This is a genomic window from Moellerella wisconsensis (assembly GCF_022592395.1).
In the GTDB taxonomy this organism is placed as follows: domain Bacteria; phylum Pseudomonadota; class Gammaproteobacteria; order Enterobacterales; family Enterobacteriaceae; genus Moellerella; species Moellerella wisconsensis.
The window spans coordinates 1,765,828-1,788,685 of the sequence record NZ_CP093242.1 but is presented as its reverse complement, the minus strand read 5'-3'; the positions used below and the strand labels follow the sequence as shown (position 1 = coordinate 1,788,685).

Here is a 22,858-nt window from a genome sequence, read left to right as displayed (position 1 = left end):
ATGGCTATTCCTGTTTATTTATGGCTGAAAGATGATGGTGGTGCGGACATTAAAGGGTCTGTCAATGTACAAGATCGCGAAGGAAGTATTGAAGTTGTCGCACAAGACCACAGCCTTTATATCCCGACAGATAACAATACCGGTAAATTGACGGGTACGCGTATTCATACGCCATTTATTTTTGTCAAAGAAATCGATGCGTCTAGTCCGTATTTATATAAAGCCGTAACCACAGGCCAAACGTTGAAAGAAGCTGAATTTAAATGGTATCGCATTGATGATGCGGGCCAAGAAGTTGAGTATTTCAATACTAAGCTTGAAAACGTCAAAGTCGTCAAAGTCGCCCCTAAAATGCATGACATTAAAGATCCGGGCAAAGAAAAACATAACCACTTAGAAGAACTTGAGCTGCGTTACGAAAAAATCACTTGGACCTACAAAGACGGCAACATCATTCATTCCGACTCATGGAATGAGCGTGCAACCGCTTAATTAATCCTCGCAGGCGCTTGTCGCCTGCTTTTTTATGCTTACTGGCATATTGATGAAACACATAAAACACAATTTATCATTAATACCCAATGAACCTCGGTTAACGGTTATGGGCGGTAGCATGCCTTACTGCGCCTAAAAAATACGTTTTCACCCCCCAATACGAGAGAGAGAATATGGATAATTCATCCGTGATGCTATTACGTCGCCTAAATCCTTACTGTGCCAGCGCCTTAGAGGCAGCGGCTTCGTTATGCCAGACACGAGCACATGCGGAAATCACCATTGAACATTGGCTGCTCAAGTTATTGGAAATGGGTGAAAGTGATCTCACCGTGTTAGCTCGCCGCTACGAATGGGATATTTCTGCTCTTTGGCAAAGCTTATTAAATGAAATCAATAATTTACCGCGCTCCATTCATAGCCGTCCTTGTCTATCTAAACCTCTACTTAATCTAATCCAACAGGCGTGGATAATCGCGTCACTGGATGAAGATATTGAACATATTCGTAGCGTACATTTATTATCCGCCATTACTCAGCAGCCTTCTCTGCTACCTAACGACAACTTATGGCCTTTAATGACGTTAAGTACCACTCAACTTCAGCGCTTAAGGCCCGTGCTTGACGCCCAATCGGATGAGCGTCCAGACCTGCAACAACTTGCTGCACATAATCAAGTCATTGGCCGAGAAACTCCGCTTGATAGCCCATTAACAGAAGAAACGACAACACCAAACTTGATGGGTAATACATTGAACGAAGCTTTACTTGCGGTACTGAATAAATTCACCATTGATGTCACAGAAAAAGCACGAGAAGGTGCGATTGATCCAGTTTTTGGTCGAGATGATGAAATCCGTCAAATGGTCGATATTCTTTCCCGTCGCCGTAAAAACAATCCAATTTTAGTAGGTGAACCTGGGGTGGGTAAAACCGCCTTAGTGGAAGGCTTAGCGTTACGTATTATCGAAGGAAATGTGCCCGTTAGCTTACAAACTACTGCTCTGCGAACCTTAGATTTAGGGCTATTGCAAGCCGGCGCGGGGGTTAAAGGTGAATTTGAACAACGTCTCAAAAATGTGATTGAAGCAGTCCAGCAATCTCCTACGCCAATTTTGTTATTCATTGATGAAGCCCATACCATTATCGGGGCGGGTAACCAAGCCGGTGGCGCCGATGCGGCTAACTTATTAAAACCTGCTCTTGCCCGCGGTGAACTCCGAACAATTGCGGCGACTACCTGGTCTGAATACAAGCAGTATTTTGAACGCGATGCTGCCTTAGAACGCCGTTTTCAGGTGGTCAAAGTCGATGAACCGGATGATGAAAAAGCTTTTTTGATGCTGCGTGGATTAAAATCTCGCTATGCCAAATACCATGGTGTGCATATTACGGATGATGCCGTTAAAGCGGCTGTCACGCTATCACGTCGTTACCTCCCTGGCCGCCAATTACCCGATAAAGCCGTGGATTTACTCGACACTGCGAGTGCACGTATTCGCATGAGTCTTGATACACAACCTGAAGAAATAACGTATTTAAAAACTAAACGTAATGCACTAAAACTTGAGCAACACGCCATTCTTGATGATCTGACCATTGGTAACACCACTAATCAATCTTTACTTAGCGGATTAGTGACTCAAGATGCCCAAATAGCCATACAACTGGCGGAACTAGAACAACGCTTTGAACAAGAGAAAAATCTGATCAGCGAGTTAATGGAGCTACGCCGCCAAACGCAAGATATCAGCGAAATTCAATCTCAGCTAGACCAAGTTCAGCAAAATGAGCCACTGATCACTCCCGATGTCGATGTACGAACAGTTGCTACAGTGATTGCCGACTGGACCGGTGTTCCCTTATCCAGTTTATTGAAAGACCAACAAACGGGCTTATTGGAATTAGAAGCTAATTTAGCCCAGCGCGTGGTGGGGCAAAACCATGCCCTACTTGCGCTAGGCCAACGCTTACGAGCGACACGAACAGGTTTAACCTCAGAAAATGGTCCGCAAGGCGTGTTTCTGCTCGTCGGACCTAGTGGTATCGGAAAAACCGAAACGGCTCTCGCCTTGGCTGACCAACTTTTTGGCGGCGAAAAAGCCTTAATCACCATTAATATGTCGGAATACCAAGAAGCTCATACGGTTAGCCAATTAAAAGGCTCACCTCCAGGTTATGTAGGTTACGGCCAAGGCGGAATTTTAACCGAAGCCGTACGCAAACGCCCTTACAGTGTGGTGTTGCTCGATGAAGTGGAAAAAGCTCACCGCGATGTATTAAACATGTTTTATCAAGTGTTTGACCGAGGCTTTATGCGCGATGGCGAAGGACGTGAAATTGATTTTCGTAATACCGTTATCTTAATGACCGCGAACTTAGGCAGCGATTTATTAATGCAGCAACTCGAAGAATTCCCTGAGTCGACTGACGGTGAACTTCAAGAACTGCTGCGCCCCACCTTACGTGATCATTTCCAGCCGGCCTTACTTGCCCGTTTTCAAACCTTAATTTATCGTCCATTAGGGCAAACGGCACTACGTACTATTGTCGAAATGAAGCTCAATAGTGTAATGGCGCGCTTACAACTGCATTATGGCTTAACCGGCATTGTCGAAGATACGCTATACGACGCGTTAGTTAGTGCCTGCCTATTACCGGATACCGGGGCTCGTAATATTGATAGCTTACTGAATCAACAAATATTACCGGTACTCAGCCAGCAATTATTAATGCGCCAAGAAAACCAATTACTCGCACAAACTCTGACCTTAAGCTTTAACGATGAAGACGGTATTACCTTGAGCTTTAGTGGTGAGATGAATACATCGTCGGCGCAAGATAGCCAACTACTGGAGAATAATTTATGAGATTAACTGAACCCTCAAAAATCTTACTCCAAAACCAAAACCGTTATCATCTTGAAGTACAAGGCTGTGCTGATTATTTCGATGTTGAGCATTTCACGGGGCGTGAAGCCATTAGTGACACCTATCGTTATCAAATTACCTTTACTTGTTCAGCACAAGATCTCTCACCGCAACAACTGTTGCGCCGCAGTGCCAATTTAACCTTTGCTCCCCCCTCAAATCTTGCGGGAGGCGTTATATCCCCAAATACGGTAGCTAAACGTATCCATGGCACCGTTACAGATTTTCGCCGCTTGTCTGGCTCCGCGGATGAAGCGCGCTATCAATTAGTCATTGAACCGTTTTTTGCGCTACTACGCCATGAAATTCGCTCACATCGTTTTTTTATCAACCAATCGATTCCTGAAGTGGTTGAACAAATACTCCGAGAACATAATTTTAAAGGCTGGGAGTTTGAATTCACGTTACAACAAACCTACCCTAAACGTGAGCAAATCAACCAAATAAATGAAAGCGATAAACAATTTATTGAACGTTTATTGAGTGAAGTGGGAATTTTTTATCGTTTTGGTCTACAAGATGATACTCAAACTGAAGTCATTTATTTTACTGATAGCCAACGCGGCTATGTGTATGATAAATCATTACCACTTAATAGCCCTTCAGGAATGAGTGATAACTCTGCTGATAGTGTATGGGGACTTTCACTGCGGCATCAAATTGTTGAAAATAGTGTATTCGCCAAAGATTACAACCATCGATTAGCAGAAGACACCATGATCTCCGCTGTAACAGACATGACGCTTGGTGATGGCGAAGAGATTAATTATGGCGATGTCTATCATTATCGTCCGCGTCACCTAGCACGCGGGGATAAGCTGCATCCTAAAGCTGAAACGGCTAATTTCTGGGCTCGCCTTGACCATGAACGATTCTTAGCTCGCCAAACTTTATTGCGCGGACAAAGCAGCGCTGCCGACCTAACCCCCTTGTTGGTATTAAGTATTCAAGATAATGTTCCTTTATCAAGCTTACCGTCTGTTTTCAAAGCCCCTATTTTGATCACTCGACTGCGCTTTACTGCCAGCCGAGATACCGCCTTAACCGTTCGTTTTGATGCTGTGCCCTATACTGAAGCTCTCTGTTGGCGCCCTATTCTCAAGCCTCGCCCGGTAATTGCCGGAACCTTAATGGCACGCGTCACTAGCGCCAAAGAAAATGATATCTATGCGCATCAAAATGAACATGGATTTTATTGGGTTAAATTCGACGCCGATCGTGATCAAAAAGCCAAAGGCTATGAAAGTATGCCGGTACGCTTGGCGCAACCCTACGCCGGCGATACTTACGGCATGCACTTTCCACTGATCCAAGGCACCGAAGTGGCGATTGCCTTCCATGAAGGTGACCCTGACCGCCCATATATCGCCCATGCCCTCCATGATTCCCGCCATCCGGATCACGTTACTGATAAAAATAATACGCGTAATGTGATCCGCACGCCGGCCAATAATAAACTGCGCATGGAGGATAAACGCGGGCAGGAACACATTAAGCTCAGTACTGAATATGGCGGAAAATCCCAGCTAAATCTAGGACATTTAGTCGATGACAAACGCCAACCACGCGGCGATGGCTTCGAGTTACGCACCGACAGCTGGGGCGCAATCCGTGCGGGTAAAGGATTGTTTATCTCCACCGATAAGCAAGAAAAAGCTAGCGGTAAAGTGCTAGCGATGGAAGAAGCCATTGCTCAGTTAGAACAGGCACAACAGTTAACCGAGTCCCTCAAAGAAGCCGCTAATGTTGCAAAAGCTGAGCTGGCTGATTTACAAACACAAAAAGAGTTTCTGTCTGAAACACTCAATGAACTTCAGCAATCAGCCCTGCTTATTTCCTCTCCAGCAGGTATTGCCCATACATCGCCTAAAAGTATTCAAACATCGGCAGGCGAAAATATTATCAACACGGCTAGTAATAATGCCGATTTTAGTATTGCCAAAAAGTTTACCGTTGCCGCAGGCGAAATCATTAGCTTATTTGCTCAAAAGCTCGGTATAAAAATTTTTGCAAACCAAGGGAAAATCGCTATTGAGGCTCAGCATGATGAAATGTCATTAGATGCCTTGAAGGATTTAAGCATCAGTAGCCATGATGGCAAAGTCATCATCAAGGCTAAAAAGGAAATTATCTTAACCAGTGGTGGTGGCTATATTCGCATTGCCGATGGTACGGTGGAATGTGCCGCACCCGATAAAATCATCGAGCGAGGGGCTGTCTGGCAAAAATTTGGCGGGCAGAGTATCAATGAAGCAATGCAATCATGGGAAAGCTCTGAGTTCGCGATTAAGCCTCAATTGGTTGATTTAGCCGATCTAAATAGCTCCCGTCAACCCAAACCTGTAGGTATTTATGCTGAAGGTACAAAAAGTACGACGACTACTGATACCCAAGGAAATTTATCTGAACATAAGGGCTTAGGGTTAGATCAACTAGACATTAAACTTGATGATAAGTAATGGCTATCTAACGGTCAGCGAAATTATTCTTAGGAACTTTTATGACAGATAAATCAAACGGGTCAGTAACACCCAATGAATGCCAACACGTTTCCTATCACTTACCTCAGTGGGATGAAAATGGAAAATGTAGTTGGATTGACATTAAATTACAGCACAAATCCCTAAATGCCGAAGCGAAGTGTATTGTGCCGCCAACCAAAGTTATCCCTGTTATTTTTATTCCTGGGATTATGGGAACCAATCTTAAAGATACAAAAAATGAAGAACCCATTTGGCGGGCTGACATGTTTATGGGAATGGACACGCTCTATCTGACCCAATTAGATGGAAAAAAAAGGCGAGAAATATTAAATGTTGAGTCTACGCTTGTTGATAATAGTGGGCGATATATGCCAAGTGTATATTCCCCTTTTGGTGATGATGGCAAGATGTTGCCTAAAAGAGAAAAACGCCGTTGGGGAGAAGCACTATTTTTAAGTTACGGTTCTTTTCTTGAAGTATTGCAAGCTTCTTTAATGGATGATTGGCAAAAAGATTTATTGAATATGGTGAAAAATGATGATGCTGAAAAAATACAAAATTACTTTAATACTAAAGGTGCTCTAAGCCAACTTATTGATCATCCTATTGGCGGAACAAATGAAACTTTACTAACAGAGAAAGAATTGAAACATTTTAAGCACTTTTTATTTTCTGTTCATGTTTTTGGTTATAACTGGCTAGAAGACAATGCTACTTCTGCTAATAATCTGACGACCTATATTGATGAGGTTTTAAATACTTATAGAAATGAACATGGATATGGTCTAGCCATTGAAAAAGTCATTATTTTGACCCATTCAATGGGTGGACTGATTGCGCGTTATGCGATGAATCCACCAGAAGGTTCATTTCAAGGATGCCAAGATAAAGTATTAGGCGTTGTACATGGCGTGATTCCTGATTTAGGGTCTCCAGCAGCATATCGTCGAATGAAGGTAGGTGCTGCGCAAGAAGGTATCGCTGGGGCGGTATTAGGCTCTACAGCAGAGGAGCTCATGTCTGTCCTTGCGTTTTCCCCTGCACCACTCCAACTTCTTCCTTACCCTAAATACAAATCCCCATGGCTTACTATCGAAGACCATGGCAGCTATCCCTCTATTGTAGATGCCAATATAGGAAAATTCGATCCTTTTAATGAAATTTACTTACGCAACGATGTATGGTGGCGATTATACGAGCCTGACATCCTCGATAAGAATGTAACAACAATAAATATCAACTGGGAGAATTATACCCTATTGATGAGAAATAAAGTTAAAAAATTCATGGTGCATCAAGAAAAAGGTCAGTACCACCCAAATACTTATATTTTTTATGGCACAGAAATTGAGTCAGACAATTATCTGATTTGGAAAAAAGAAATTGAAGGAAAAGCCTATATGAATCCGTATTCTGGCCGCCCTTATTTTCCAGAACCTAAAGAAAATAACCGACGTGTACTGCGTTATGGTGAAATTGATTCTACTACAGCATTAAAAATGGGTTCCGAAAGCGGTATGTCATATAAGCAATTTATATTGGAATCATCTAAAGGGTCTGGTGATGGTACCGTACCTATAGAATCTTTAGCCGATATTATAAAAAGCCCTTGTGTAAAAAGTAGTTTTGCCACTGACGTGGATCATCAAAATGCCTATGCTGTTGATAATCTTAGTGATATCAAAAAGCGATATGCTATCCAGTTTACATTAAGAGCTATCGTTAAGATGGTGCAAGAGGTAGATATCTGTGCGGCTAACTAAAAACCTCTATTGGGGTGTAGCCACATTTGTCGTGATAATGATACTTGTTGGCCTCATTCTTTTTATGGAACAACAAACCCATAATCAACTAACAGATAAGGAAAGCGTGATGATAGATACTTTATTTCAACAAACCAAACTGCAATGTATTGGGCGTTATGTGATCGATGTTCCTGAATCTTTTAATAACCAGCTTCATAATAGTATCTATATCGGTGACTTTAAAATTGAAAGTCAGTTTATCTACCCGCCGTCATTTAAACAACGCATTGAGTTACGTGAAGCAGAGTTACAGGAATGGAAAACTAGCACAGAAAATGCACCTGTGCTGAAGGAAGTTATTCTACTTCCCGAAGGAAAAGGGGTTATTTTTGATAGAAATCAACCGGGTTCTGATGATGCGTATAGAACACTGGAAGCTCATGTTTATGTGAATCATATCGCTTTTACCATTACTACGGACATCTTAGATTTATCCGCACCTAAATATGAAAAAGAAAAAAAATCTTATATCGAAATATCAAAATTTACGGAAGCGCAAACAAATACTAGATTTACTAAATTAACGGCTATGCAGTCGTTAATTACTCGATTACAAGGGCGTTTAGATCATGAGATCCCAACAGAAAAAGGCGTTTGTATCCCAAATGGTTTTATTTTAGACGATAGCGAGATTCCGAAACAGGATATTTCTTTTGTTTACGATATAGGAGAGTTTATTCTCTCGGTTGAGTCGGACAATCGTTTTGCAGGCTCCAATGATACCTTGCTTAACCGAAGTACTGAGATAAATGCAGCCATACGTCATCAAAATAGGGAAACAATTAAGAAAGGAAACTTATCGCCCAGTAATATCCCTTCACAAGAATGGCTTGTAAAAGGGAAACAAGAAGTTTATTCAAAATCGGAAAATAAAAGGCTCCCCAGTTTGCCATATTATTTCTTTACGTTTACTGCCAATGAAGCTACGGGTTCTTTAACACTTCCTAAATTATATATTATTATGAATAATCGAAATAAATTTACTTCATACAGTGATACACAAATGGTCGAAATATGGGATCGAATTGTTGGTTCTCTGCGTTATAAACCGAATGCGTTTTAATCTTTGCAACAATGATATTTAAACGATTTAAAAATAATAAATAAAAAACATAGGTTCTTATAATCTACTTCTTCATTAAAATGTACGCTTCTAGTTCCACTGAAAATATTCACTTTACTTCTAATAAATAGGTTTATTATGAAAGGATTTGTCTGTCTTGGTGACAAAAATACTCATGGAGGCCATGTGCTCTCGGCTTCATCCACGATGTACATTGATGGTAAACAAGTTGCACTCGTTGGGGATCTTATTTCCTGCCCTAAACACGGAAATAACACCATTATAGAAGGGGCTGATTCCGCTTTTGATAATGGTATTGCCATTGTAGTGGATCAGTGCCTATGTGCATGTGGGTGTCGGGTGATCAGCTCGGAGCCCACAACTCATACAAAATAAGCAGACAAGGATATCGAATCAATGTATTGGAAGATCCCCTCTATCCCAAATAAAAACCCCATAGAAAAACCTAACTATAAAATTATATTCATCTTTTTTGTAACGATTATTACTGCAATTTATACTTATAGTGTCACATTAACGGCAGAGCAAAAAACACGATTATTATTTATTACATTCCCCATTATCGCTCTCCTCTTTTTTACATGTATCAGTTTTTTATACGTTCGTTACCAACATTCCGTGATCACCTGCCACAACTGGGAAAAAGAGAAAGAAATTACAAAAAAGGAATGGCAAGCATGGTGTCAATCTTCCATAACCTCTATCGCGAATGTTATCTATACCCCTGATAAAGACGGTACTGATGTATTTTTGCAAAAAGCTGAAGCTGTTCCGATGTTTCCAGATAAACCTCGTCGTTTATTCAATAATATACAATTAGATAAAAATTTAATTGTGGCAATCGATGAGAAACTTGAAAGACAGTGTCCAAATTATCGATTCTATCTCTCTAAAATATATATCTTCGATAGCAACAATAGTAATAGTAATGAAAATTTAATTTATGAAAATTGGCAGATAAAGCCTATTAAATCACCTCGCTATCAAGATGTTTTTTCTATCTATGACGATATCGAACAAAGTGATACATTTTTAATTGTAACCATCCAATCTAAAGCAGAATATAGCGAATTTATTTCAGCTCAATTATTTTCAACAAACAGTAAAGTTATAAGTTTAAATAATGCACGTATAAAAGTAGAAAGAATAATGGAAATAGATATTCAAAGCATAGATGATGAAATAATAAAATATATTGATTACAGCGAAATATCAAAAAAAAATAAATTTCAGACCTGGATAACAGATAACAAACAAGATTTAGTGGATAAACTTCTAATTACTTACACCGAAAAAAATATTGAGTTTGATAAGCATAATCCTATTCATTCTTTAGCATTATCGTATTCAATACCTCATTCTAATGCATTTTTAACGTACCTTTCACTCGTATCAGAAATATCATCAAAAACAGAAACAGACCAAGTCCTTATTCACCCAAATCCTTATGGTGCCAGTTACGCGGTTTACATTCGTAGGTCTTAATATGAAAAATAAAATATCCGCAAGCTTTCCTCGCGGGAAGCTATTTGTGATCTTTTTAGTCTTATTTATTAGTTTATCAATCGTTTTATATGTAACTTATCAATATAAACCATTTGATTTAAAACCATTCTATATCGGAATACCGACATTAAGTATGATTGCATTATTAGGTATTTATTTTTATCCTATAAAAAATAAATTTTCACAAAAGCAACAACAAAAAGAATTTAAGCCACAGACTAGCTCGGTGGTTTTAAATATTAAAACTAATAATTTTAGTCTATTGTGTGATGAGATTATTCAATCACTGCGTCGTCAATATGGTACATTCTGGCATTCCAAAGTCTCCATTCAGTTGCTCATCGGTTCCCACTCTGCGGTCGAAAAACTGGCTCCGAATCTTACCCAGGAAATCTGGCAGGAGTGTGATGGCACCTTGCTTATTTATGGCGGAGATATTGGCAGAAATTCAATGGATGCATCGGTAGATACTGAGCGACTGGATACCCTAAAACAACTGCGTCGCCGTCGTCCTCTGGACGGGATTATTTGGGTGACTGAAAATAACGTATCCTCTGTTCCGCTGGATAATCGTATTGGATTTATTAACTTAAATACCGCCACAGCAGATATCGCAGGACGCTATTTACATCACTTATTCCAAGCACTCGGCTGGCGTGCTCCCGTGTGGATGTGGAGTGTAAGTGACAATAAAGCGATTGCTGCTGAGAATATGCCTTCCGTGCTATGTCTCACTGAACCTAATATCTCACCAGATACCCTCTCACCTACTTTATTAACCTTATTATCTGGATTAAATACTCAAGGCACACAGGCATTATTGCAGCATCCCGAACACACTTATTTATTGACATTAGCCCAATATTTGAAATCGGGCGGTAGCGAACAACTGGCGGTGACATTAACACCGCTATTTTCAAGGACTCGCGCGCTACCTATTGCAGGCATAGCATTCAGCACACCTGTAATTACCGTGGGAAATCAACGTGTTAATCACAGTTGGCAACCTGATAGCCGGTGGCATAGTTGGCTTGGTATCCAAGCTGAATTAGCCCCTGAGCTAAAACCCGCCGCTTTAGGCCTTAATGGTAAACGTGTATTGCAATACTCTACGGCTACGATAATGGCGTTATGGGGGATTGGAATGATCACTGCTTATATCGCCAATCGTCAGCTTATTAATCAAAGTATGCACAATGCCCAAGTTGCTATTAATCCGCAACTATCTGAATCTGAAAGATTAAATGCACAATATAACTTTCAACAAATCTTAGGACTGTTGGATCACCGAGAGCATACTTACGTTCCATTATGGCTACGTTTTGGGCTTAATCAGAATAATGCGTTATTGGCACAACTGTGGCCTGTGTATCAACAATCGTTGTTGCCCTTGCTGCGAGACAATCTCCTTCAAGAATTAACCCAGCAATTACAGGCATTCGCCCAGCTTCCGCCTGAGAGTACTGAACGTGCTGAAGCTTCGCCTCGAGCCTATCAAGCACTCAAAGCCTACTTAATGATGAGTACTCCCGAGCGTATGGATCCGCGCTTTTTTATTGATGCTACCTTGGGTAATAACCCTCAACAGACCGGAGAGTGGCAAACCATAGGCAGAGAACTACTGATGTTTTATGCCCAGCAATTACCTCAACATCCAGCGTGGGCAATAACACCTAATCGTTCTTTAATCAGCAGTAGTCGCACGTTGCTTATTCGCCAAATTGGTCAACGCAGCGGTGAATCGGCGATGTATCAAAAAATTCTTCAACAAGCTAAATATAACTATGCAGATTTAACCTTAAATGAAATGGTTGCAGAGACTGATGTTAACTTTCTGTTCAGTACGGAGCAGTTTATTCCGGGGATTTTTACCCGCAAAGCATGGGAAGAATCGATTGAACCTGCAATAAAACAAGCAGTTGAAGCACGTCGTGATGAAATCGATTGGGTCTTAAGTGATAGTCAAAAAAGTATAGATAGCGAGATCTCACCGGAACAATTGAAGCAACGTTTAACTGACCGTTATTTTTCCGATTTTTCGGGCAGTTGGCTTAACTTTCTCAATAGTTTGCAATGGCGAAAAACGGAGAATTTATCCGACACTATTGATCAATTAACTTTAATGAGTGATGTTCGCCAATCTCCGGTTATTGCATTAATGAATACTTTGTCATATCAAGGCAAAACAGGCCGGCAACAAGAAAAGCTAACTGATTCCTTTGTTAATTCAGCGAAAGAGCTGATTAATAAAGAGAAAAAACCCACTATCAGCCAAAAAGCTGAGTTTACCGGTCCTCTTGAGGATGTTTTTGGCCCAATTTTAAATTTCACTGATCCACAATCTAGCACCGCAAACAACGATAATTTAAGTTTACAGACTTACTTAACGCGTGTGACTCGTGTGCGTTTAAAACTGCAACAAGTGATGAATGCCCCAGATCCTCAAGCTATGTCCCAAGCGTTGGCGCAAAGCGTATTTGAAGGGAAAACGGTAGATCTTTCTGAAACAAGGGATTATGGCAGTCTGATTGCCGCAGGTCTCGGTCAAGAGTGGCATAGTTTTGGTGAAACACTGCTAGTCGAGCCGATGACCCAAGCTTGGCAGCAATTATTAATGCCGACCGCTGAAGGTATTAATAACGAATGGCAAAATGCTATTGTCAATGAATGGAACAGTGCATTTGGTGGTCGCTATCCCTTTAAAAATACACAAAGTGAAGTCTCTTTACCGTTGATGGCGCAATATCTACGCCCTGATAACGGACGTATTCAACGCTTCTTAGAGACACGTTTGCAAGGTGTTTTACGTAAAGAAGGCAATCGTTGGGTACCTAATAGTACTCACTCTCAAGGATTACGCTTTAATCCAGAGTTTTTAACCGCGCTCGATACTCTTAGCACTCTCGGTGATATCGCCTTTGCCAACGGTGAAGCTCGGCTGTATTTTGAAATGCGCCCCGCGACCAGTAAAAATGTCATGCAAACTATTTTAGTTATTGATAAACAAAAACTAATTTACGATAACCAATCCCCTGAGTGGCAACGCTTTGTGTGGCCTGCTGATACTATTGCATCAGGCGCATCCCTAAGTTGGATGACCACCACTTCTGGCTCTCGGCTCTACGCCGATTATCGCGGAGTCTGGGGGATTATTCGCCTATTAGAATCTGCCACTCTGGCCCCTTATGCCGGAAGCACCAGCAGCTATACTGTATCGTGGCAAACATTCGGGGGGAATACACTGTCATACGTGTTACGTACTGAAGTAGGTAACGGCCCATTAGCGCTCTTAAAACTGCGTAATTTTGTTTTACCTAAAAAAATCTTTTTAGACTAGCGTGTGAAGGATATTGAGCTATGCCCGTATTAACCGCACTACGAACATCGTGTTTTACCGATCATCCCCAAGATGAAAAATCCATTGCTCAACAACAAATTGCTCTTTGGGAGCGTTGGTTATTGCCAATCACGCCTGATTCTCCCGTCGGAGAAGATCCCGGATATGATGATGATTTTGAGCGCATGCGTGAAGAAGTTAATAAACTGTCTGGGGCAGATACTGAACTCATATGTTCACTTGCCGAGAAATTACTCACCACCGTCTGTAAAGATGTTCGGGTGGTTACTTATTATATTTGGGCGCGATTACATAAAGAGGGAGAAGCGGGCTTAGCTGACTCACTGGGTTTGCTCGCAGGTTTTCTAAGTCACTATCACGATACATTATTACCGGCTCGTCCGAACAGTCGAAAATCTGCATTAGAATGGTTAGCGGGTCAACGAGTATTAGATAGCTTGTCACTTTACCCTGAAGTTGATCACAAGGAATTTTCACGTATTGTGGCACTGTTGGGGATAATTGTAGACGAATTCACTACATGGGAAGAAAACTGTCGCCCTCAAATTTCCCCCTTATTACGGGCACTTGAAAAAAGATTGGCTCAGTCAGGGGGCGCAAACAGTGTTGTACCTCAAAATATCAAAGCATCTGATCTCAAAAATGTCTCCTCCACATCCATATTATCGACAAGCCAAAGCTCGATTTCACCGATTCAATCAGGGCGTGAGCTTCTTGATCAAGCTAAAGTGTTAGCGGGCTATTTACGCAATCAACCCAACGGTTGGTTAGCCGGGCATAGATTAATGAAATCAGTACGTTGGGACACGATACATCAATCTCCTCCACAAAATCAACACGGATGTACTCGCCTCACGCCTCCTCGAACAGAAGCTCGAGCACAGCTTAAACGTTTATACTTACAGCAAAGTTGGTTAGAGCTAACCGAACAAGCTGATCGTCTATTTGCTGAAGGAGTTAATCACTTTTGGCTTGATGTGCAGTGGTATTTATACCAAGCGCTGAGTAAATCTCCTTCACCTTGGGATGGCTGGGCCGCCGTTATTGCCTCAGATTTAAAACAGTTTCTTACTCGTTTACCTGGGCTGGAAACACTGGCTTGGGAAGATGGAACGCCTTTCGCTGACGAAGTCACATTAGCGTGGATCAAGCAACATATTTTTGAGGAAAATACCTCAGGACTGCATGACTTACCTTTTCATCAAACTTCGCCCGCAGATGAAGAGTCTATTTTCGCGCTTGAGCAAGAAGCTTTAGTGCAAGCAGATAATGAGGGCATTGATACAGCAATTGCTTGGTTAATTAATCGACCTGAAGTTCGTCACCCTCGTCAAAAATGGTTATTACAGCTGGTCATCGCCCGTGTTGCTGAACAGTTTTCTCGCCACGACTTTGCGCTTAATTTTTTACAAGATTTAGATGAAAAAGCCCGCCACATGCCTTTATCTGACTGGGAGCCGAACTATATATTTGAAATAAAGGCACGCCAGCTACATTTACTCCGTAATAAAGCCCAGCGGAATACAGCAGATAAAAGCGGCTTACATTTACAAATGAAAAATTTACTGGCAGAACTCACACGATTAGACCCTGTAAGAGCCCTCGTATTATATCCTTAATACTTACCGAATAGAGAATAACGAATGGATGATTTAACGCTACGTTACTATGACGCAGAAATGCGCTACCTACGAGAGGCGGCGAAGGAATTCGCTCAGGCCCATCCTGACCGTGCTGCGCTACTAGACTTAGATAAAGCGGGCATTCCTGATCCGTTTGTTGAACGGCTATTTGAAGGGTTTGCTTTTTCCATGGGGCAACTGCGCCAAAAAATTGATGATGATCTGCCTGAATTAACGGAAGGACTCGTCAGTTTATTATGGCCCCACTATCTACAAACGATCCCTTCTTTGTCGATTGTTGAGTTATCCCCTAATATTGAACAATTGAAAGTGCGTAGCGTAATTCCAGCGCATTTTGAAGTATTATCACGCCCTATTGGCCCAAAAAAAACAGTGTGTCGTTACCGCACAACGCGCAATCTCACATTAGATCCCATTAAATTATCTGGTGTTAATTTAACCACTGAACCTGATGGGCGCTCGACACTTCGGCTTACCTTTCAATGCAGTGAAATGATTGATTGGTCACAAGTCCCATTAACCGCTCTATCGTTCTATTTAGCGGGTGATATTCCTACAACATATGCATTACACCTCGCTCTAACAAAGAATATTGCCGCAACCTATTTAAAGCTCCCATCAGCTTCTGAACGTATTGCCTTGCCGCTGTGGTTTTCACCTGGAGGGTTTAGTGAGCAAGACAGCTTATGGCCAAAAGGAGGAACAACCTTCAGTGGTTATCAACTATTACTGGAATATTTTACTTTTCGAGAGAAATTCTTATTCGTCAATTTACACGGCTTAGGCGATGTTCACTTTCCAGAAAATACACGCCAATTTGAACTCGATATTGTACTTAATACCCAATGGGATGATGATTTAGCGCTCAATACTGACAATATAAAATTACACTGTGTTCCGGTGATTAATCTATTCAACGTAGAGGCTGATCCACTTACTGTTAATGGATTAGAAAGCGAATATCTATTACGCCCTCGCCGTTTACAAGATGGCCATACAGAAATTTATTCAGTTGATAATGTTCAAGGTTCAAGACGTAACCAAAAAATTAACTATGTACCTTTTACCAGTTTTCGTCATCGGGGGGGAATGCTACGCCATAATGCCCCGGAGCATTATTATCATACTCGGGTCAAACGAGGAGTATCAGGGCTGCATGACACGTGGCTTATTTTAGGCGGAGAAGATAATCACCTTGATGAAGCACTTGAAAGCCAAACTTTATCACTTCAATTGACGGGAACAAACGGGCAACTTCCTCGCAAATCTTTACAAGGTACTTTGTTAGATAGAACCGAGCAAACACTTCAATTTTCGTTAACTGTACGTAATTTATGCAAGCCAACATTACCGAGTTACCCTCCGGTAGAAGATCGCTTTCATTGGCGAGTTCTAAGTCACTTAGGCGCCAGTTTTTTGAATATGATGGACAATGCAGAAGTTCTGCGCGGTACATTGGCACTGTATGACTGGCGTGATGACGATATGAATAAACGCCAATTAGATGCTATCCAACATGTCGAACACCAACTTATAGAGCGCTTTGAGAAAGGTTTTTTACAGCGAGGTATTGCGATTAATATTACCTTAGACAGCCAAGGCTTTAATGGTGAAGGCGATATTCATCTCTTTGGTGAAATGCTCAATCGTTTCTTTGAACTCTATACCGATGTTCACTTATTTAATCAACTTACATTATTTATTTTGCCCACTGGAAAATGCCTACAATGGACCGAAAATCAATCTCCTCAACGACTGCGGTAATTGAAGCTCTGGGAGAGAAACTGCCTTCAATTAATTTTTATCGTTTTTGCCAATTGATTGAACAAGCTCATAAAACACACTCCCCATTAGGCAGCACGCAAAGCCCGCAAGCAGATCCTATTCGCTTTCGTCCGCACCGTGGAATGGGGTTTCCAGTAACTGAAATCAAAGGGATCGATAAAGATCATCGCTACCGACAAAGTACAATCCCCAATATTCGTACTACTTTTTTAGGTTTATACGGTGTTACCTCCCCTTTACCGACAACCTATCTCGATGATATCGCTCAACACCGTGACGGCACTGATGCACTCACTGATTTTTTGGATATTTTCAATCATCGACTGACTACCCAATTTTATCGTATTTGGCGTAAATATTCTTATCCAGCGACATTTGAAACTGGAGGTATCGACGACACCTCAAAATATTTATATGGGCTAATCGGTTTAGGGATCCCCGGCAGTGCAAATCAGGTACAAACCCCTCTCTCTCGATTTTTGGCACTTTTAGGAACTATGCGTTTACCAACGCGTACAGCCGAGGGAGTCATATCGCTAATTCAGTTATTAGCACCGAATACTACAGCAACTGTATCCCCCTATGATCCGCGAAGAATTGAACAAAAAAATGTTACCACACTATCATGTAAACAACCGATTAGCCTAAAAAACAAGCCCGTATTGGGCCAATACGCGACAGATGTTAATAGTCAAATTTTGATAAAACTTCATACCCAAGATAGTGACGAAGCGCGAGGATGGCTACCGGATGGGAGTATTTATCAAGACTTAATGGCATTATTACATGTTTACCTAGGCGCTAGAGTTAATGCTCGCCTAAGTTTAACGCTTCCTCGAAACTTACTATCGGATGCGACGCTAAGGACCAAATCATCTCTAGGCGTTCAGCTTGGACGTACAGCCGTAATGAAAATACAATCCCCCATTAATCCAACCATAGCCGATATCACGATTAGTTTAGGACATTATCAGCGACTGCCAGCCCATCAACAACATCAGCAACATAATCAATATGCTAACTATCGATTCTAATGCAAAGAGCGACCAGATGAAAAAAAATCACTTTTTAACCTTAACCGGTATCCTATTGCTGGTAACGACAATGTTTAATTTAACCGGATGTGGGCTAACCCAAATCGTCAGTGATGGAACTAGCAATGTGGCAAAATCTATTTTCTATAAACAGATCAAAGTTGTTCATTTAGATTTTACTGCTCGCGATGCCTTGAATACCGATGATAATGGACTGCCCTTATCAACGATAGTTCGCATTTATCAATTGAAAAATATCGATAATTTTAATTATAGTGATTATTCCACGTTATTCGCTAACGATAACGAAGCCTTAAAAAGCGAATTAGTGGCACAAAAAGATATCCGTATTCGACCTGGAGAATCAATCTCTGTTGACATGCCGATGGAAGAAGATACTAAATTTGTAGCTATCGCGGCTATGTTCCATACTCCTGATTTGATTACAAATGATTGGCGCGTCGTAATCCCGAAAAAACAATTACTCCCAGAGACTCCCCGTCATCTCGTCCTTACCGAACATAAGATAACGTTAAGTCCAATAGAGGGCCTAAAATAATGAGCCAACCCTCGCTTTATGAAATGCTAACAGGTTATTTTTCTGGTGGCTTACCTATTGATTCTGTAGATGAAAGTGATCAAGTTATTATTTCTGTAATGGAGAATATTCGTCGTATTTTAAATTCTAGGGCGGGGAGTATTCAACATCTCCCTGATTATGGATTACCGGATATGAGCTTACTCATCCAAGGCCTTCCAGGGACAGCCCATAATATGATGAATATTTTATCTGCTACTCTCTTAAAATATGAGCCGCGGATTAAATCACTTTCTCTTGTTTTACTCCCTCAAAATACCTTTGGTGAGCTACGTTATGCCCTTGATATTGAACTTCATGAAGAAGGCCTTATTCGTTATGGCACAGAGTTTATCCCTGATGGACGCATTTTGCTTCACCATTTAAAAAAGCAATTCAATCAAATTTAGCCTACAAATAGACTTATTAACTTTTCGAGATAACTATGAATTCTGATTTAATGACTTTAAACGTGGGAGGCGACCCTCGTTCCTTTAGCGATTTTGCAGCCTTAAAAGAAGAACTGAATAAACGTTTTCATCCTGCTCGCCCAGATATTGACTGGGCAAGAGCCCACGGATTATGCCTCTCTTTATTCAATCAAAATGGGGCAGATCTGCAAACTGTCGCATGGTTTACTCTGATTCGACAACATCAAGCAGGGATAAATGGCTTAAACGAAGGATTATCCTTACTAGAACGCTTAATTAGCCAACACTGGCAAGCCCTTTGGCCGTTACAAACCCATGCGCGAATTGAGATTTTATCGGCTTTGAGTCAGCAATTAATTTCGGGGTTGCGAGGCAATACGCCTGTTTATAGTGATTTACCCTATTTATATCAGGCTGAATCTATACTCGATAAAATCAGCCAGCAATTACAATTATTAGAATTAAAACATTTATCTAATCTTGAGCGGCTACATAATTTATTAGTCAGCCAAATTAGAAACTTAGAAAGCTGCGATACACCGCATTCTAATTTTACCCCTTCACCGCATATCACTAAAACGACTAAAACGGTTGCCAATACATTTCACACACAAATTACGGAGCCTACTGTATCAATCAAAACCACTTTATCATCAAATACTCAAAAGCCGGCTTTATCCGATAAACGCAGTCAACCTTCCTATCGCCGAGGAATAGGTATTGGCTTTCTGATAGGGATTTTAATCACCAGTGTCTGCTGTGTGATCCTGCTGTATAGCCTATCAACATCGAAAAAGAGCAATGAACTAGTTCAAATATTACCGGCTCTCCCCCAATTTACGCCTAGCATCGCCTCACAGTTAACCCAACAGCTAAAATATAACCACGCCCAAGCTGATTCATTTCCCAATGATAAGTTGAAAGTTATTGATAATTATCTTAGTGAATTAGATGCAATATCGCCTATTTGGGCGCAACAATATGGACTGGAAACAATAAATTACCTGTCCACTCAATTTTCAGAGTCACCTGAAATAAGGCTATTTAATGACAAGTGGCAACAAAATATGCAAATTAATGCCGTATCTGAAAAGCAACTCACACAATGGAACCAAGGGATGGAACAATTAAATAATCTGAGTATACGATTAGACAATTTAGACGGTAAGCCGCGCAGCTATATTACCGGCTCTGAGCTAAAAACGATTATTTTTAATGCTCGGCAGCATTTTAATCAAGGTTTACCGCTTGAGGAAGAGTTGCGTAGGTTGGAGGCTTTGCAGTTAAACGGCATTGTGCCTGAATCAGAATATCTACGAATAGATAATCATTTTAAACAATTACTTAATCGCTACGCGTTGATCAAACAAAATAAATAATACTTTGTCACATTATAAATTGCCCCTAACGATTTTTATAATTCGCTATCTATTTTTAATTTAAAACGCTTTTAGATCAGGCTGGTGCAATATCAAATCAACGACTTAATTTAATTGGTGTGCTATAAATATTAGAGGAAACACTATCAGTCAGAATAAGAAAAAAACTATTCGATATTATTTACTCTCATGCTGAGTTATTCCCATAATTTTCTTATCCAAATTATGGGATCAAGCTTAAAACATAAAGATAATGGTGCTTCTGTTTGAAGAATACGCAGTAATCTAGCATTATCGGCAGGGATGCACTAATTTGATTTTTTTCTTCAGGAAAGTATTATCGTTAATTATTACACCCTATCACTATGAAAATTTAAGCTTTTATCGAGCTAACTTAGCCATAAAGAAGCTGCAACTTTTGTACGCTATAGTCTTTCCATTCACTCATGCGCCCTCCTCTTACTCAACTCAATTGTATCGTTTTTATTTATGCGTTTTATCATTTAGCACTTTAATCGTGGGGCTATATTCCATTCTTAAAGTCCCTCTTTTGATTAAAAACTTAGCACTTAAATAACATGGAAAGCTTTGAGATGCTCATAATATTATCGGTGTTGGCATAGGGTATAAATAGCATGCAATAGTATGTTGTAACTAAAACTGATGGATATAAGATAGACGCCTTAAAAATATTTACATTGCTTACTATTGGTTATTTTGTTTAATTAAATATAATCCAAGGCAATAAAAGCCTATTATTATTCGTTCACTTATAAGTTAAATAATTAATATGAACATTAATATAATAATACTGGTTTTATATTATATATATCTTAAGTGCTAATTATAATAACACAGTGATTATAACTTATAACATTAAACTAATAATTGAATTTAAAAGTAATGTTTAATTGAGTATATCTTGATGTTAACTCAATTTACTTTCATAAATATAGTTGATGATTATTTATAGTTAATTATCATCAACTAAGTAAATAAGCACCTAGTAGCTCGTTAAATAACCTTGTCTATTGTTTGATTATGGATTATAACTGATTGGAACCTACCTATCCCCCAGAGAAAATAATAAACAATGAAAAAATATACTTTATGTGTGTTATCAGCACTATTAATTAATAGTTTCACTACTCATGCTTCAGATGGCCAAATTAGATTTACAGGTTCTATTATACCTAACTCATGTAATGTAGATACTAACTACGTAAATCAAATTATTAGTTTAGGTAAAGTTCCTATCACTACATTTAATGGAATTAATACCACCTCCTCAGCAACCCCATTTAGCATTAAATTAAAGAACTGCCCAACTGAATATAAAAAGATACAGATTAAATTTGATGGTCGTAGAGATAAAACTAATAATGCATTATTGGGATTAAACCCTTCTAGCGGAGGTCAAGCAGCGACAGGAATTGCTATTGGGATTTATAATCAAAGTAGCTTACAGTTGTTGCCGTTAAACCAAGAAATGGAACAACATACAATTAATAAACAACAAGAAGTTGAAGTCCGTTTTATTGCTAAGTATATTGCCACAGGAGCAACCATTACCCCTGGCAATGCAAATTCATTAATCCATTTTAATGTTATTTATGATTAACTAAGGATATTCAAGGGAAACCATGTTTCCCTTGCTATAGGGATATTAAATGAAGATTAGCCTAATAATACTACTATTCATCTCGTTTAATTCAGTAGCAGGAATAACAGTAAGTGGTACACGTTTTATTTATTCCGAAAATGATAATGAATTATCCTTAAGTATAGATAATTTATCATCTGAAACATTATATTTAGTCCAATCATGGATTGAGGATGATAAAAATGTAAAAACAACACAATTTATTCTCACTCCCCCACTATTTAAATCTTATCCTAATAGTAAGAATAAAGTTAGAATAATAAAATTATCGCAACAATTACCTCAAGATAAAGAAATGTTATTTTGGCTACATGTGAAATCATTACCTGCATATGATGATATTGGACAAAATAATTTACATATTATTGTTAAATCAAGTTTTAAATTAATTTATCGCCCTAGTAATTTAAATGAAATAGCCGTCAATGCTGCTGAAAAAATCCTATTCTCACTAAAAGGGAATCAATTGACTGCATATAATCCAACGGCAGTTTATATTACTTTTAGAGATTTATATATTAATCAGCAAGAAATCATGACACCAGGTATGCTCTCTCCTTTTAGTCAGAAAAATTGGACTATAGAAAATCAACCTAAGGCTATTTTATCTTGGTCTGCTCTTAACGATTATGGTGGTAAAACACCCGAGCAAACTCAAACTATTATTAACGATATGACCTGATAG

At 39.9% G+C, this 22,858-nt stretch carries 16 protein-coding genes; all 16 read left to right on the top strand.

Annotation, left to right across the window (positions count from 1 at the left end):
• Entirely contained in the window at nucleotides 1-492 is a 492-nt protein-coding gene (locus MNY66_RS07960) for an Hcp family type VI secretion system effector (RefSeq protein WP_047254619.1), read from the top strand.
• A 176-nt stretch (nucleotides 493-668) separates the two neighbouring features.
• On the top strand, nucleotides 669-3,365 hold the full coding sequence (gene tssH / locus MNY66_RS07955) for a type VI secretion system ATPase TssH (protein ID WP_241501847.1): 2,697 nt from the start codon (nucleotides 669-671) through the stop codon (nucleotides 3,363-3,365).
• Nucleotides 3,362-5,884: a type VI secretion system Vgr family protein gene (locus MNY66_RS07950; protein WP_241501846.1), complete on the top strand. Its 2,523-nt coding sequence runs from the start codon at nucleotides 3,362-3,364 to the stop codon at nucleotides 5,882-5,884. Before tssH ends, MNY66_RS07950 begins: the two co-directional genes overlap by 4 nt.
• Before the next feature lie 41 nt (nucleotides 5,885-5,925).
• Nucleotides 5,926-7,671: a lipase family alpha/beta hydrolase gene (locus MNY66_RS07945; protein WP_241501845.1), complete on the top strand. Its 1,746-nt coding sequence runs from the start codon at nucleotides 5,926-5,928 to the stop codon at nucleotides 7,669-7,671.
• A 64-nt stretch (nucleotides 7,672-7,735) separates the two neighbouring features.
• Nucleotides 7,736-8,776, top strand: coding sequence for a T6SS immunity protein Tli4 family protein (locus MNY66_RS07940; protein WP_241501844.1), 1,041 nt, complete (start codon nucleotides 7,736-7,738; stop codon nucleotides 8,774-8,776).
• A 138-nt stretch (nucleotides 8,777-8,914) separates the two neighbouring features.
• A complete protein-coding gene (locus tag MNY66_RS07935) occupies nucleotides 8,915-9,172 on the top strand; it encodes a PAAR domain-containing protein (RefSeq protein WP_241501843.1) in 258 nt (85 codons plus the stop codon).
• A gap of 21 nt (nucleotides 9,173-9,193) precedes the next feature.
• A complete protein-coding gene (locus MNY66_RS07930; RefSeq protein ID WP_241501842.1) occupies nucleotides 9,194-10,282 on the top strand; it encodes a hypothetical protein in 1,089 nt (362 codons plus the stop codon).
• Nucleotide 10,283: 1 nt separating this feature from the next.
• Nucleotides 10,284-13,640 carry an ImcF-related family protein gene (locus tag MNY66_RS07925; RefSeq protein WP_241501841.1) on the top strand — a complete coding sequence of 1,119 codons (3,357 nt, stop codon included), beginning with the start codon at nucleotides 10,284-10,286 and terminating at the stop codon, nucleotides 13,638-13,640.
• A 20-nt stretch (nucleotides 13,641-13,660) separates the two neighbouring features.
• Nucleotides 13,661-15,280, top strand: a complete 1,620-nt coding sequence (gene tssA, locus MNY66_RS07920) for a type VI secretion system protein TssA (protein ID WP_047257336.1) — start codon at nucleotides 13,661-13,663, stop codon at nucleotides 15,278-15,280.
• Between the two features lie 24 nt (nucleotides 15,281-15,304).
• Nucleotides 15,305-17,068 (top strand): type VI secretion system baseplate subunit TssF, encoded by a 1,764-nt coding sequence (tssF, locus tag MNY66_RS07915; protein ID WP_053908388.1) that lies wholly within the window; start codon nucleotides 15,305-15,307, stop codon nucleotides 17,066-17,068.
• Complete coding sequence (gene tssG / locus MNY66_RS07910) at nucleotides 17,032-18,123, top strand: type VI secretion system baseplate subunit TssG (protein WP_053908390.1); 1,092 nt, start codon at nucleotides 17,032-17,034, stop codon at nucleotides 18,121-18,123. The genes tssF and tssG overlap by 37 nt, the downstream gene beginning before the upstream one ends.
• 16 nt (nucleotides 18,124-18,139) lie before the next feature.
• Entirely contained in the window at nucleotides 18,140-18,682 is a 543-nt protein-coding gene (gene tssJ / locus MNY66_RS07905; protein WP_241501840.1) for a type VI secretion system lipoprotein TssJ, read from the top strand.
• Nucleotides 18,682-19,110 (top strand): type VI secretion system baseplate subunit TssE, encoded by a 429-nt coding sequence (gene tssE, locus MNY66_RS07900; RefSeq protein ID WP_047257340.1) that lies wholly within the window; start codon nucleotides 18,682-18,684, stop codon nucleotides 19,108-19,110. The genes tssJ and tssE overlap by 1 nt, the downstream gene beginning before the upstream one ends.
• A gap of 35 nt (nucleotides 19,111-19,145) precedes the next feature.
• The gene (locus MNY66_RS07895; protein ID WP_241501839.1) at nucleotides 19,146-20,510 is read left to right on the top strand and encodes a VasL domain-containing protein; all 1,365 of its coding nucleotides are present in this window, start codon (nucleotides 19,146-19,148) and stop codon (nucleotides 20,508-20,510) included.
• Nucleotides 20,511-21,603: 1,093 nt separating this feature from the next.
• Nucleotides 21,604-22,131 carry a fimbrial protein gene (locus tag MNY66_RS07890; RefSeq protein WP_047256531.1) on the top strand — a complete coding sequence of 176 codons (528 nt, stop codon included), beginning with the start codon at nucleotides 21,604-21,606 and terminating at the stop codon, nucleotides 22,129-22,131.
• Nucleotides 22,132-22,180: 49 nt separating this feature from the next.
• The gene (locus MNY66_RS07885; protein WP_241501838.1) at nucleotides 22,181-22,855 is read left to right on the top strand and encodes a fimbrial biogenesis chaperone; all 675 of its coding nucleotides are present in this window, start codon (nucleotides 22,181-22,183) and stop codon (nucleotides 22,853-22,855) included.
• The last annotated feature ends 3 nt before the right edge of the window (nucleotides 22,856-22,858 follow it).

Coding starts and splice junctions, on each gene's coding strand:
- MNY66_RS07935 (WP_241501843.1), top strand. CDS start 8,915: ATGAAAGGATTTGTCTGTCTTGGTGACAAAAATACTCATGGAGGCCAT.
- tssA (WP_047257336.1), top strand. CDS start 13,661: ATGCCCGTATTAACCGCACTACGAACATCGTGTTTTACCGATCATCCC.
- MNY66_RS07950 (WP_241501846.1), top strand. CDS start 3,362: ATGAGATTAACTGAACCCTCAAAAATCTTACTCCAAAACCAAAACCGT.
- MNY66_RS07895 (WP_241501839.1), top strand. CDS start 19,146: ATGAATTCTGATTTAATGACTTTAAACGTGGGAGGCGACCCTCGTTCC.
- tssG (WP_053908390.1), top strand. CDS start 17,032: ATGGACCGAAAATCAATCTCCTCAACGACTGCGGTAATTGAAGCTCTG.
- MNY66_RS07930 (WP_241501842.1), top strand. CDS start 9,194: ATGTATTGGAAGATCCCCTCTATCCCAAATAAAAACCCCATAGAAAAA.
- tssF (WP_053908388.1), top strand. CDS start 15,305: ATGGATGATTTAACGCTACGTTACTATGACGCAGAAATGCGCTACCTA.
- MNY66_RS07940 (WP_241501844.1), top strand. CDS start 7,736: ATGGAACAACAAACCCATAATCAACTAACAGATAAGGAAAGCGTGATG.
- tssH (WP_241501847.1), top strand. CDS start 669: ATGGATAATTCATCCGTGATGCTATTACGTCGCCTAAATCCTTACTGT.
- tssE (WP_047257340.1), top strand. CDS start 18,682: ATGAGCCAACCCTCGCTTTATGAAATGCTAACAGGTTATTTTTCTGGT.
- MNY66_RS07925 (WP_241501841.1), top strand. CDS start 10,284: ATGAAAAATAAAATATCCGCAAGCTTTCCTCGCGGGAAGCTATTTGTG.
- MNY66_RS07885 (WP_241501838.1), top strand. CDS start 22,181: ATGAAGATTAGCCTAATAATACTACTATTCATCTCGTTTAATTCAGTA.
- MNY66_RS07945 (WP_241501845.1), top strand. CDS start 5,926: ATGACAGATAAATCAAACGGGTCAGTAACACCCAATGAATGCCAACAC.
- MNY66_RS07960 (WP_047254619.1), top strand. CDS start 1: ATGGCTATTCCTGTTTATTTATGGCTGAAAGATGATGGTGGTGCGGAC.
- tssJ (WP_241501840.1), top strand. CDS start 18,140: ATGAAAAAAAATCACTTTTTAACCTTAACCGGTATCCTATTGCTGGTA.
- MNY66_RS07890 (WP_047256531.1), top strand. CDS start 21,604: ATGAAAAAATATACTTTATGTGTGTTATCAGCACTATTAATTAATAGT.